The sequence below is a fragment of the Nostoc sp. genome (genome assembly GCF_036918015.1).
Classification (GTDB): Bacteria; Cyanobacteriota; Cyanobacteriia; order Cyanobacteriales; family Nostocaceae; genus Nostoc.
In genome coordinates this window covers 55402-68921 of the sequence record NZ_JBALEO010000002.1, presented here as the reverse complement: position 1 = coordinate 68921, position 13520 = coordinate 55402, and the positions used below count along the sequence as shown (strand labels likewise).

Sequence of the window (13520 nt, the reverse complement as noted above, 5' to 3'; positions counted from 1 at the left end):
ATTGTAATTTGTGATTAGCGCGAAAGCCTGAATTTTCGTTAACTTTTTTCTAATTTATGGATCAAAATTTTTCTCACATTATGATTCAAAGCATATTTACGTCGTCTACATTGAGCGTGAAAACGACATGATATAGGATCATTTCGGCTCGGAAAGCGACGCGCAAGGAACGTGAATACTATGAAACCTGAAGACTTAAAAAAGCGACTCGAAAAAAGTCGTCCAATGACCACAATCACAATTCGCATTCCCGAAGATGTGATTGAGGATTTGAAGCGAGTAGCACCATTGTTAGGGTTTTCTGGTTATCAGCCATTAGTTCGCGCTTACATCGGACAAGGACTCCGAGCTGATCTTGAGCGACTTGATGGTGATACTGTTTCGACATTGATTGCGAGTCTGAAACGGCATGGTGTGAGTGATGAGATAATTCGTGAAGCACTCAGCGAAGCGACTAAGCGAGGCAGCAACAGTTAGTAACGGCAGTATTCCTCTGTCATGAGTAGTGGGAATTATCTGCTTGTGTTCGAGGTTACTAGCATAAAATAACCTGTGATCTATTATTTAAAAGTGCATTGACCAGATTTGAGTTCATAGTAGATGGGCCACCAGTATCACAACAAGCTCGTAATCGCGGTAAGGGCAATCGGCTTCAAGCTTGGAAAAATACAGTGCGACAAGAAGCTGAAAAATACTGGTCTGCGGAACAAAAAACAGCTACTGGCTTGGTCATGCTCCAAATAACCTATTTCTATGATTCCGATAAAATGGATGTAGACAATATAGTGAAGCCTATTCAAGATGCAATTAAAGGATTAGCCTACGTCGATGATAATCAAGTAAGCGATCTCCTAGTTAGAAAGAGGAATTTGTCAAGTAACTTTAGAATAGAAAACATGACTTCGACATTGGCGGAAGGTTTTGCTCGTGGCAATGAGTTCTTATATATTGTCGTAATTGATGCTCCTAACCAGGAGGTAATTATTTGATGGAAACTCCAACCGCAAACTTAGAAAGAGAGCGATTGCTGAAACTAGCAGAGGAGTATCGTGAAAAAGGTTACGAAGTTTTTTTTCATCCAAATTCAGAAGACTTGCCTGACTTCCTTAATCACTATCGCCCCGACATGATTGTACGTCGGGGAGAAGAAAATGTAGTGATTGAAGTCAAGTCACGCTCCTCACTTAACTCTTCTTCTAATCAATACTTAGGTAATTTAGCTCAAGCGGTAGAAAAACATCCTGGTTGGAGATTTGAATTAGTAATGACCAACCCGGAGGATACAACGTATTCTCCCAAAGCAGAGGCTTCTCTTCAAGAACATGAAATAGAATCACAGTTACAAGCAGCGAGGCAACTTACAACGCAACATCCAGAATTAGCTCTCCTATATTCCTGGTCTTTAGTAGAAGCAACTTTGAGACTTATTGCCCAAAAGGAAGAGCTAAGTCTAAAAAAATTTGATCCACACTACTTAGTAAATCAATTAGTAACTGAAGGTGTAATTTCAAAATCCGAGTATCAGTTACTAATGAATGCACTCCCATTACGTAATTCTATTGCTCATGGCTTCAAAACTACACAAATTACGCAAAATTCTGTATATGAATTGATCGAGCTTACAGAGCAGCTTTTGAAAACTCTACACACTGGCGATGAAGCAGGCTAACACTGGGTTTTTAAAGTGGATGGCACTGCGCGACGATGTCTACGACGGGCTACGCCTACGCACTAAATCATAAAATAGGGAGTAGTAAATTAATTCCCTACTCCCTACTCCCTTTCTAAGCTTCAATAACTACCCGCAAATTGCCCCGTTTTTTCGCAACGCGACAAGCAGTCGTAGTCCCAGAACGCTCGAATTCCAAATCGAGGATGGTGGGGCCGACTCGCAAATTATGAAATGACAGACGATTAATCGATTCTGGCAAAGCGGGGTCGATTATTCGCAAGCAATTATTTTGAGCATCAGGCACTAAGTTGACCATCATTTGCAGTAGTTGGAAAACACTACCCGTAGCCCAAGCTTGGGGAGTGCAAGCAACCGGATACTGCACAGGAGCATTATCACCGTTCCGTTCGTAGCCGCAGAAAAGTTCTGGAGGACGTTGATAGGGTTGTTGCTCAGTCATGTCAAATAAACCTTGGAATATTTCCAGGGCTTGATCGATAAGACCGAGCGATCGCAATCCCATTGCAATTAGAGCATTATCATGGGGCCAAACCGAACCAATGTGATAACCCATCGGATTATAAGCGGGTGACAAACTACTTAGAGTCCGAATGCCCCAACCATTAAACATATCTGGTGCCCGTAACCGTTCTGCTACACTATGAGCTTTTTCGTCTGTGAAGAGTCCCAAATGCAGACAATGACCAGGATTTGAGGTAATACTGTCTACTGGCTTGCCTTCTCCATCCAAAGCCAGGGCGCAGAAATCTTGATCTTCTACCCAAAAATCTCGATTAAACCGAACCTTAAGATTTCTGGCCTCTTCTTGCCAACGATCTGCCAAATCAAGCCGCTTCTTCATCCTAGCTATTTCTGATAGGCGCATTTTTGCAGCATAGACGTAAGCTTGTACCTCACAGAGGGCAATTGGGCCGTTGGCTAATTCTCCCTTGCGGTCTACGATACAGTCGCCAGAGTCTTTCCAACCTTGGTTAGCAAGACCGCGTTTCGATGTACGGAAGTAGCTGAGGTAACTGGTTTGTTTGATATTGCGATCGATCCAATCCATTGCCGCTAGAGCATTGGGCCAAAGTTGCTCTAGGAGTTCTCCATCGTGAGTCCAAGCATAATGTTCGGCATAGAGCATCAGCCACAAAGGAGTGGCATCAACAGTACCGTAGTAAGGTGTATGGGGAATTTCTTGACAACGAGCCATTTCTCCCAAACGTAACTCGTGCAAAATCTTACCCGGTTCTTCTTCACGCCATTCGTCATCGATTTTACCTTGGTATGTCGCCAGTAATATCAGAGTTTCCTTGGCGATTTGCGAGTTTAACATCAGGGTTTGGGAAGCTGTAATCAACGAATCTCGCCCAAATAATGTCGAAAACCAAGGCACTCCGGCGGAAACAGTCTTATGCTTCCCAAAAGATTGGCGCAACAAATACATATCTTGTTCAGCCTGCTCAATCACTCGATTGAAGGTACTCTTATCCGAGCTAATGCGGGTAATTTGTTGTACCCAGTTTTGCTCCTCCATCAATTCAGCAGCTTTTGCCTGTCCTAAGGTAGTGGCGGCGCTCACAGTAGAACTGGACTGGTTGTTTCTCAACATATTCACTCGGTAGCCCAGCTTTTGAGTTTCGTGAGAAGCCAACTCAAGCTGCCAAACCGCAGTGTAACCCTTGAAATTGTCTGGTTGCCGATGCTGGAATAGAATCCGAGATTCCATCACTGAGCCATCCAGACCTTGATAGGCGAGTGTTAAGGATTCTTCCCTAGAGGCAGATGGCTCTTTCGGTACTGGTGCAACACCATCGACCTGAGAAAATGTTCCTTCCTCAGTCGTCGGTTCTACTAGACGTAAAAGCCGACCTCGTTTTTCTCTGTCATAGCCCCGGACTTCAAATAAATCTACAAAATCCGCATCAAAGCTGATACTTAGTTCAAAATTGACAGTGGTTGTGCTGTAGTTAGATACTTCTATTTCTTCAAATAGTGCCCCATTCAGCACGATTTCTCGGCGAATTCCGATAGTCTCGGCTTTCAGGCGATCGTCGATTCTGGGGGTAGTACACAAAACTGAGAGTGAAAAACCTTTCTCAGCAGTACTACTGAGGAGTACAGGCGATCGCCCTTCAATTTGCAACTCTAAGCGATTCAGAAATCTTGTATCACAACAAAACAGTCCCATACTGGGATTGCCATCGTTGAGGGAACAGCCAGAAATATTCCCGATAGTATCTGTCACAAAAAATAAATCATCATCTTTAACCGTCAGTGTCGGTTGCGATCTTTCAGCCACAACACAAGGCCACTCCGGGATCGGTAATTGTTCGGCAGGAATAAAAGTTTTTCCATCCAGGAAAATTTTTTCCGGGGTCATGAGTGTATCCGGTGTCATTAGTCAAAGTTCCATGTATGGGTCTATTTTTGAGTAGAAGTCTCTTACCCAAGAGGCAGAGGGGCAGAGGGGTAAAGAAGAAATACCTTCTTGCTTTGGGACAGAGCAGCTAAATTTATTTAGGTCGAAAAAAGTAAGATTTGTGTCAAGATACACAGTGCAAAAAAATAGTAGCGTATCATAGAGAGACAAAAGGTGCGGAAGTCCGGTCAGTTATCTCACCCTGCTTTTACAGCCCTTTTCAAGTAATTGAACTATAGCGTTTTCTAATCATATAAATTACATCATAGTCCCCTCCTTGTTTGCGGTGAGGGGATTCTTATACCTTTATTCAAGCGAGAACCGCCATATACTAATCCTCACTGCCTATTCCTTGTCTTAGTCGTGGACTATGCAATCAATGATTTGTGATTATTAGTTAACACAGTAGTTAAAACCATACAATAATTAGTATTTTAGTATCTACTCCTAAAAGATTTTGCCTATGTAGGCACATAGCAAAGTTGGTCAAGAATGTATATTGGGCGTAGTAGGTTGTCAATCAACCAATTAAGTTGTATGTACCGCTCCTAGTTGGTAACGAAGTGTTGCGCCTGCTTTGGCGAAAAGCGCTTTTTAGCGTTCTTTACATATTGCAGCTGTCTATTTAACTTGAGAGTCCCTTGGAATTTGTACAATGCAGCTGTGACGTGGATCTGATCGAGGTTGAGCGTTTAACAATAATTCATGAGCATTTCGACTTCTGTGCTGAGTGATCTGCTAAAGTCCCTACCCTACTTGCGGCCCCAGCTATATTTTAAGGCTTCATTAACGGCGCTCTCCCACGCGATGGAAGATCAAGTTTTGGCTGCGACTTTAGCGAAACCCCTTGTAATTGCTAGTTTCCAGCGAGAGAGATTCTACCGCCAAGAAGCTCATCGCTACCAGCGACTTGCTTTGCGAAGTAATCAAATATACGTATTATCTGCTCCAGAAACGGATTTCACCAACAGTTCGGAACACTACGAAAAAGTGGCTTTTGAGCCAACGGATGGCTTAAGTCACGAGTGGCATTTGGTAGTGATTGCTGACAATTATGCTACTTGTCTGGTTTGTCGAGAAAACCTTGGTTCTCTTGCTAAAAACAAGCAACTACCGGAACTAAGCCCTAATCTGGATATAGACACAGCTCGAAGATTTGAGGGAATTTGGACATCGGAAAGAGGAGCTAGCCTGAAAGCAGCCGAATTACTGTTAGATAGGGTTTTGGTTTACAGACCAGAACTGACAAGTAAAATTCAAGAGGCACGTCAGAGGTTTGGCATCGGGGAGCCGCGAAACTACTCTGGAGCCGAACAGGTAAATGAGTATGCCTGTGACATTGATACAGATCCCTTTGTGCAGCGCTTAGTAACTTATTTGCAAGCGAGTCAGTACAAATTGCACAAAGCCTACCGTTCTATTGCTGCTCAAGCACGAAAAGAACGATTAGTCAACTCAATTAGTACTGCTATTCGGCGATCGCTCGATCCTCACGAAGTTCTCCAGGTGGCAGCACAAGAATTAGGACAACACCTAGAAGCTTGTCGCTGTTTAATTTACCGCGCTCAAGCCACAGATAGCCAAGCCATAATTGAACATGAGTTTTTGAATCCCGGTGTTTTATCTGTTTGTGGGCAAACCTGGGAGTTAGAGAAAAATTCCCTATTTCGGGACATCGTAGAACAAGGCGAAGGTGTTTGTGTGAGCGATACGCTGAGTGACCCCCGTGTTACCAAATCGCCAGGACTTTCCACGATCGCCAAAAAGTTTGCCATTCGTTCTTGGCTGATGGAACCAGTATTCTATCAAGGGCGATTATTGGGGATTGTGGAGTTACATTACTGCCGAATGCCACCGCACGAGTGCCAACCTGGGGAATTGGATTTGGTAGAAGCGATCGCTACCCAAGTAGGAGCAGCTCTCATCCAAGCGGAAGCTTACGCTAACCTAGAAGAACTTAACCAGCAGCTAGAAGCCCTAGACCGCACCCGCAGCAACCTCATAGCCATAACTGGACACGAACTGCGTACTCCCCTATCCACAATTCAAGTGTGCCTGGAAAGTCTTGCTACCGAACCGGATATGCCTTTGGAGTTGCAGCAGGTGATGCTCAACACAGCTCTTTCCGACTCAGAGCGGATGCGAAAACTGGTACAAGATTTTCTTACACTTTCCAACTTGGAAAGCGGCCGGGTGGAATGGCATCCAGAATCTCTCACCTTACAAGAATGTGTGGATTTAGCACTCAGCCGAAATCGCACCCGTTCCTCAATGGAAAAGCCGCCCCAAATCAAGACTCAAATTGCCGAAAACCTACCTTTAGTGAGAGCTGATGGTGATTGGCTAGTCGAAGTACTGGCAAAACTCATGGATAATGCTTTGAAATTTACGCCACCCCAAGGAGAAATCACCATTAAAGCGATTTACAACAGCCGTCAAATGGTCGAGGTGACTGTAGCTGACACTGGACGCGGCATTGAACCAAATCGTTTAGAAGTAGTTTTTGACCGCTTCTATCAAGAAGAAGGAGCGCTGCGCCGCACCACTGGCGGGACTGGACTTGGTTTAGCAATTTGCCGTCAAATTGTTAATGGCTGGGGTGGGCAAATTTGGGCAGAGTCAACTGGCAAAGACCAGGGTAGTCAGTTTCACTTCACCATCCCGATTGTTCAGAATAGCCAAGAGGAAAAGCGGACAAAAGTCAAGAGTAAATAGGGATTGGGCAGGGGAGCAGAGGAGCAGGGGAGCAGAGGAGCAGGGGAGCAGGGGAGCAGGGGAGCAGGGGGGCAGAGGAGAAATAATAACTCCTAACTCAGCACTCCTGAAGGCCATGAGGCATTAATTTTTAACAAATGACAAAGAACAAAGGACAAATGACTAAAAACTGTTACAGTCTATGACGCGATCGCAATATGATCGTGGTTGCGGTGTTAGGATTCCCTAAAAACGTTGAGAGAATCATCTTTATGGCAGAAACACTCTCTGGACAAACCCCCCTATTTGCTGGCAGCACTGGTGGCTTGCTAAACAAAGCAGTAGTTGAAGAAAAGTACGCTATCACTTGGACTAGCCCGAAAGAGCAAGTATTTGAATTGCCTACAGGTGGTGCTGCTATTATGCGGAAAGGTGAAAACCTGCTGTATATAGCTCGTAAAGAATATGGCATCTTTTTGGGCGGTCAGCAACTTCGTAAACTCAAAATCACAGATTACAAAGTTTACCGGATTTTACCCAACGGAGAAACTACCTTACTTCACCCAGCTGATGGTGTCTTCCCCGAAAAAGTAAATGAAGGTCGTGAAAAAGTGCGTTATGTCCCACGCAGCATTGGGGAAAACCCCAATCCATCACAACTCAAGTTCAGTGGTAAAGCTACCCACGACGTATAGGGACTAGGGACTGGGGACTGGAGAGCAGAGGAGCAGAGGAGCAGAGGAGCAGGGGGAAAGTTACAGCAAATCTTTCCCCTCTGCCCCCTATTAACCTCTGTCCCTCTGCTTCTTGTACCCCATGCCCTTCAGGAGTGCTGAGTGCTGAGTTAGGAGTGCTGAGTTAGGAGTTATTATTTCTCCTCTGCTCCTCTGCTCCTCTGCCCCCCTGCCCCTCTGCTTCTTATGCCCCATCCCTAAGCAATTTATGGTATTCCCCGATTTCTCCGAATTTTCTCAGCTAGCTTTACAAGGCAACTTCGTCCCGGTATATCAAGAATGGGTGGCGGACTTAGATACGCCTGTATCTGCTTGGTATAAGGTCTGTGCGGGTCAGCCTTATAGCTTTTTGTTGGAATCGATAGAAGGTGGGGAAAAGCTGGGACGCTATAGTTTAGTGGGCTGCGACCCGGTGTGGGTTTTGGAAGCAAGGGGCGATCGCACTACCCAGAAAAACCGCGATGGTTCGCAGGTGGTTTTTGCTGGCGATCCTTTTACAGCTTTAGCTGAATGTTTAGCACCTTATCACCCAGTAAAATTACCACAGCTACCGCCAGGAATTGGCGGTTTATTTGGGTTTTGGGGCTATGAATTGATTCAGTGGATTGAGCCGCGTGTGCCAATTTATCCACCAGATGAGCGTAATATCCCTGATGGATTATGGATGCAGGTAGACCACTTGTTGATTTTTGACCAGGTGAAGCGGAAAATTTGGGCGATCGCTTATGCTGATTTACGCGATCCGAATGTAGATTTACGCACAGCATATCAACAAGCTGGCGATCGCGTCACCCAAATGCTTGAAAAGCTATCTCTACCCCTATCGCCGGAAAAAACTCGATTGGAATGGAAACCGCCAGGGAGCAGGGGAGCAGGGGAGCAGGGGAGCAGAGGTGCAGAGGAGTATCAGAGTAATTTTACTCGCCCTGATTTTTGTGCCAGCGTTGAGAAGGCGAAAGATTACATTAAAGCAGGTGATATTTTCCAAGTAGTAATTTCTCAGCGACTATCAACAACATACACAGGCGACCCTTTTGCCCTTTACCGGTCGCTACGTCAGATAAATCCTTCGCCTTACATGGCTTACTTTAACTTCCAAGATTGGCAAATTATCGGTTCCAGTCCTGAAGTGATGGTGAAAGCCGAAACCGATTCTGATGGTGGAGTAATAGCGACAGTACGCCCAATTGCTGGGACGCGTCCACGAGGTAAAACCACTAAGGAAGATGCAGCCTTCGCTCAAGATTTACTCCAAGACCCCAAAGAAATTGCCGAACACGTGATGCTTGTGGATTTAGGGCGGAATGATTTGGGGCGTGTTTGTCAGAGTGGTAGCGTCAAAGTTGATGAGTTAATGGTGGTTGAGCGCTACTCCCATGTAATGCACATTGTTAGCAATGTTGTGGGTAAATTAGCAGTTGGTAAAACAGCATGGGATTTACTGAAAGCTTCCTTCCCAGCAGGTACGGTAAGCGGCGCACCCAAAATTAGGGCGATGGAAATTATCCACGAGTTAGAGTCTAGTCGTCGGGGTGTTTATTCGGGTGTGTATGGGTATTACGATTTTGAAGGACAGTTAAATACTGCGATCGCAATTCGCACAATGGTAGTGCATGATAAGACAGTAAGCGTCCAAGCCGGTGCAGGTTTAGTAGCTGATTCTGAGCCAGAAAAAGAATACGAAGAGACGCTGAATAAAGCTAGAGGTCTATTAGAGGCAATTCGTTGTTTGCGTTGAACTGGGGACTGAAGAAGGGAATAGGGTAAAGGTTAGAGGGTACAGATTATTCTCTGTAATCTGTCACCTCTCCTCTAGCCCCAATCTAGGCTGTTGACTTTGATGAAATTTGGACGTTTTTGACTCATGCTATTTTTGTGTCAGAGCACAATCTCTCTTGTGTCATTGCGTTCGCAAAGCTCTCTACGAGACGCTACGCGAACGCAATGACTACACATAATTTGCATGATTTCTTAACTCCTAAAAAGGCACAGAGTCAACACCCTAGCCCCAATCCCTTTTACTGTTTATATAGTTCCTTTCGCATACAATTAATTGCACACTGGTTTTTGTTGCTTAATTGTAAAACCGGGCTTGATACAAGTACAGTAACAGTTCGATCTGCGGTATGAGCATCCAGACCAGACTTTAAAAGTTGATGTACCAATACCCTTCTATTTTGAATTACATAGGTTTTACTTTGAACCGCAAGATGTTGGGAAACGATTTGTGCTACTTCTAAGCCCACGTATCCACAATACCGTGATAAATTGGGAAGCTTTATAAATCCAATCAACATCAAACTTTTTCCAAAGCTAAATAGAGTTTTTTAAACTTATTGAAAATTTAAAAGAAGTCCTGGTATCCAAATCCAAGACCTCTGTTGAAGTTACTACACACTAGAAATGAACAAACTTACTCATCCTAATTGGCTGAAGTAAATCGCCCAAATAATTCCAGTTACTCCAATTGCAATTAAAAGGTTAGTGAAAAATCTGCCGAACTCAATTTCTTGTCCCAGTCCTTTGTCATCTTGACCGGCAGTAAAAAACAATGACCAGGCTTGATTTGCATTGATCATCTCAAAGTTGTTGAAATCAGGTCTAAAAACAACAGGTCCAATCAAATCCTTTTTGGGATAATCAAAATCAGTTTTCATAAGTAAGTTTGCCTCTAAATTGCTTTATTCGTCAAGTGAAGAAAATTAAGAAATCTCAAAATATCTTCTTTAAAGGCTGGTTAGCCATCCAATCAAACCGTTTCCAGTGATAACTTCTACAGCTATGAGTGAAACAAAAGCAAGCATTGCCAAACGCCCATTGAGTTTTTCAGCATATTTGGTGAATCCTATCTGCGGAGTTTCATCAACATAAACTTTGGGTTCAATCGCAAATCTATTGATTTGACCGCGTTCGTTAATGGTAAAGCCTTTACTTGCCATTTTTGACTCTTTGTTTTTGCTCTCTGTAAACGAATATTAACTATTGTAAATATTTTATGCAACTACTTGACATAGAAATAAAAGTAGTGATAACCGTACCAAGTGAGTAGGGTATTTCGGATGTGTACAAGAACTAGGCGTGTCTACAGTCGGCTCAATACAGTTCGGTTCAGCCAAGAAATGCGATGAATCGCTGTCAAGACGAAAGACTGATTATTGTAGAGACGGCGATTTATCGCGTCTTTGTGATGTTTGATAGCGAATAGGTTCAGCTAAGGATTATGGAAATTTGATGCACACAAAAGTACCAATTGCATTAAATTAAACATCAGAAAAAATTATTATTTATATAATCAGAAGCTATCAATGTATAACTGAGAAGGTATTGCTAATTTGTAACAAACTTGTTATGTTTCTTTACATAAAGATACAAAAACAGCATCAATGCGTTAAACCACCGTTAATCAAGGCTTTCTAAATAACTATGCAGTTGAGGCTGCAATGTGCTTTGCCAAGTATCTAAACTCAACGGCAACAGCATCACTATGCCTTTATTAGAGCTATCTATCTCTACAACAGGCTTTCTAGTGATGCCAAAACTACTGAGTGCCTTTATTAACAATTGAACGCATTTCTCATCTGTCTTTGCACATTTGATTTTTCACATTCGGTAGAACTGTAATTTTCTTTTTGGAATTTCTGCTATGTCTTTTACCATCCAGTCGGCTCAAAGTATTTTTCCCGGCACCCTAGTTGCTGACGTTGTTCCAACCGTCGTCGAATCATTTTCTAAACTCAATGCTGAAGATCAACTAGCATTACTTTGGTTTGCTTATACCGAGATGGGTAGAAGTATTACAGTTGCGGCTCCTGGGGCAGCCAACATGATCCTTGCACAAGGCTTACTCGAACAAATTAAGCAGATGCCTTTTGAGGCTCAAACGCAAGTCATGTACGATTTGGCTAACCGTGCTGACACTCCTCTGTGCCGTTCTTATGCATCCTTCACGGTGAATATCAAGTTGGGCTTTTGGTATCAGTTAGGAGAATGGATGGCTCAGGGAATCGTTGCTCCAATCCCACCAGGTTACAAGCTTTCTTCTAAAGCTGCCGATGTGTTACAAGCCATCCGCAATGCAGATTCAGGTCAACAAATTACCATCTTACGTAATACCGTAATTAGCATGGGATTCGATCCGAATGCTCCTGGTAGTTATAAAAAAGTCTCAGAGCCGGTAGCTCCTCCCACTGCACCAGCATTTCGGACTAAAGTCACCATTGAGGGCGTCAACAATCCTACGGTACTTGGCTATATCAACAACATGAATGCCAATGACTTTGATGCTGCGGTTTCTCTGTTTACCTCCGAAGGTGCTTTGCAACCTCCCTTTGAAAGACCAATTGTTGGTCAAGACGCAATTCGCGCTTATATGCGTGAAGAATGCCAGGGATTGAAAATGATTCCAGAGCGGGGTATATCTGAGCCTGTGGAAGATGGCTATACCCAAGTTAAAGTTACAGGCAAAGTCCAAACCCCTTGGTTCGGTGCCAGCGTGGGTATGAATATTGCATGGCGGTTTTTGCTAGATCCCCAAGGTAAAATCTTCTTTGTAGCGATTGACTTGTTGGCTTCTCCTAAAGAACTGCTGAACCTAGTACGTAAATAGAGGGCTAGATTAGTTGCTGCTTAAGCGTGGATGAGGCGTAGCCCGTCGTAGACATTGCCACGCTTAAGCTGATAGCGGCTTCTTTGGTATCTTAATGTTGCGATCGCTATTGAAAAAACCGATTCATCAGCGATCTTTTAAAAGATTATTAAATAGTTTTAAGGTAAGTGCGGGTTTTTTAAGTATCATAATATACTACTTTACAATCAGTAGTATTGACTTCTAGAACCTTTCTCGCTCAAGAGCATCTCAACTATTTTTTACTTGTTTATATTTAAATAACAATATATCTTTGGATAGAGTAATAATTTATTCATCTACCAAGAGTAATAGATTATCAATGACTTTTTTAAATTCCTCTGAGCCGCTCCTGCGTGAAAAACAGCAAGAGCTAGATTTTCAAGATATTCAAGGTCTAGTCTGTCTCAACTACCAAATTGGAAATTTCACTCTCTTTTCAAAGTTTTATACTCGCGTCGATCAAGCATTTATTCTCTGGGGACTAATTTCATCTGGAATTTTCGTAACTGCCCAGTTTCTACCCATTAGCTGGAGTGACCAAGCAATTTTGTGGTCAGTGCTTACCTTATTCGGTGCAGTTGGCATGGTAAGTTTAACTTGGTTTTGGGCAACTGTAGAACAGCTACGCTGGGTTGTTTATAGTTGGGCGATTTTAATCTTAATGGGTTTAATCTTGACCGATTTGAGCATTTTTTTGGGATGGGGAGAGGTGTTGATCCGTTTGTGTCCACTGTGGTTAGGATTAAGTGCCATCGGCTACCTTTGCACCGGGATAGGAATGCGTTCACGCACATTTATTCTGATGGGGTTTATTCATTTGCTGGGAATTTTAGTTTTACCGTATTGCGGTGTCATGCAATTTCTCTCAACGGGGCTAATTATGACCGTTAGTTTACTGTTACTCGCAGAATTACAATGGGATATGCAATCTTCAAGTGATTACAACCAATTAACACCACAACAAAAGCAGTTTAACCAAGTACAGTCCCAACGGCGTCAAATGACTAGCTAAAGTTATAAAGAATTAAAATCTTACTTTAGACAAGTTTGTATAAACAATATAGCTATATCTCTTGGCTAGGTAGTGTTTATACTTGAGAGAGAGAGTTTTTCACCCAACAGTTAGCTATTCTATGTTTATGAAAACAGACAACACTGTATGGGTGTTATACCGCTGTGACCCATTATCAGACATCCAAGGAGAGCGACCGCAGATGTTTGAACAGTGTAAATCAATCAAAACCTTGACGGTGTGGAGTTTTTGTCGCTTCCTCCACTTTATTATCACTTAGGGAAGGTTAAATTCTTCATCAGAGCGGTCTAACGGTGGTAAACGTCTTGTGTTTTTTACGTTAAAAATTAGTTTTC

11 protein-coding genes are annotated in these 13520 nt (G+C 43.2%); 8 read left to right on the top strand and 3 right to left on the bottom strand.

Annotation, left to right across the window (positions count from 1 at the left end; translation table 11 throughout):
- Window positions 1-180: 180 nt before the first annotated feature.
- The 3 genes from V7K61_RS00585 (at window position 181) to V7K61_RS00575 (ending at window position 1669) form a co-directional block, all read left to right on the top strand.
- Window positions 181-477, top strand: a complete 297-nt coding sequence (locus tag V7K61_RS00585) for a hypothetical protein (RefSeq protein ID WP_335049993.1) — start codon at window positions 181-183, stop codon at window positions 475-477.
- A gap of 98 nt (window positions 478-575) precedes the next feature.
- On the top strand, window positions 576-989 hold the full coding sequence (locus V7K61_RS00580; RefSeq protein ID WP_335049991.1) for a RusA family crossover junction endodeoxyribonuclease: 414 nt from the start codon (window positions 576-578) through the stop codon (window positions 987-989).
- A complete protein-coding gene (locus V7K61_RS00575) occupies window positions 989-1669 on the top strand; it encodes a hypothetical protein (RefSeq protein ID WP_335049989.1) in 681 nt (226 codons plus the stop codon). Before V7K61_RS00580 ends, V7K61_RS00575 begins: the two co-directional genes overlap by 1 nt.
- 115 nt (window positions 1670-1784) lie before the next feature.
- On the opposite strand, the gene V7K61_RS00570 is transcribed toward V7K61_RS00575, so the two are convergent.
- Window positions 1785-4076, bottom strand: coding sequence for an amylo-alpha-1,6-glucosidase (locus V7K61_RS00570; protein ID WP_335049987.1), 2292 nt, complete (start codon window positions 4074-4076; stop codon window positions 1785-1787).
- A gap of 726 nt (window positions 4077-4802) precedes the next feature.
- On the opposite strand from V7K61_RS00570, the gene V7K61_RS00565 reads away from it, so the two are divergent.
- The 3 genes from V7K61_RS00565 to trpE all read left to right on the top strand — a co-directional run bounded on the left by V7K61_RS00565 (window position 4803) and on the right by trpE (window position 9263).
- Window positions 4803-6812 (top strand): DICT sensory domain-containing protein, encoded by a 2010-nt coding sequence (locus V7K61_RS00565; RefSeq protein WP_335049985.1) that lies wholly within the window; start codon window positions 4803-4805, stop codon window positions 6810-6812.
- A gap of 251 nt (window positions 6813-7063) precedes the next feature.
- Window positions 7064-7486, top strand: a complete 423-nt coding sequence (locus tag V7K61_RS00560; RefSeq protein WP_335049983.1) for a photosystem I reaction center subunit II PsaD — start codon at window positions 7064-7066, stop codon at window positions 7484-7486.
- A gap of 247 nt (window positions 7487-7733) precedes the next feature.
- Complete coding sequence (gene trpE / locus V7K61_RS00555; protein WP_335049981.1) at window positions 7734-9263, top strand: anthranilate synthase component I; 1530 nt, start codon at window positions 7734-7736, stop codon at window positions 9261-9263.
- Between the two features lie 679 nt (window positions 9264-9942).
- Here trpE and V7K61_RS00550 read toward each other — a convergent pair.
- Both V7K61_RS00550 and V7K61_RS00545 read right to left on the bottom strand, forming a co-directional pair.
- Window positions 9943-10182: a hypothetical protein gene (locus tag V7K61_RS00550; protein WP_334838023.1), complete on the bottom strand. Its 240-nt coding sequence runs from the start codon at window positions 10180-10182 to the stop codon at window positions 9943-9945.
- Window positions 10183-10251: 69 nt separating this feature from the next.
- Window positions 10252-10464, bottom strand: coding sequence for a chlorophyll a/b-binding protein (locus V7K61_RS00545; protein WP_335049978.1), 213 nt, complete (start codon window positions 10462-10464; stop codon window positions 10252-10254).
- Window positions 10465-11168: 704 nt separating this feature from the next.
- Between V7K61_RS00545 and V7K61_RS00540 the strand changes: the two genes are divergently transcribed.
- Both V7K61_RS00540 and V7K61_RS00535 read left to right on the top strand, forming a co-directional pair.
- Window positions 11169-12131, top strand: coding sequence for an orange carotenoid protein N-terminal domain-containing protein (locus tag V7K61_RS00540; protein WP_335049976.1), 963 nt, complete (start codon window positions 11169-11171; stop codon window positions 12129-12131).
- A gap of 340 nt (window positions 12132-12471) precedes the next feature.
- Window positions 12472-13164 (top strand): hypothetical protein, encoded by a 693-nt coding sequence (locus V7K61_RS00535; RefSeq protein WP_335049974.1) that lies wholly within the window; start codon window positions 12472-12474, stop codon window positions 13162-13164.
- Window positions 13165-13520 lie beyond the last annotated feature (356 nt).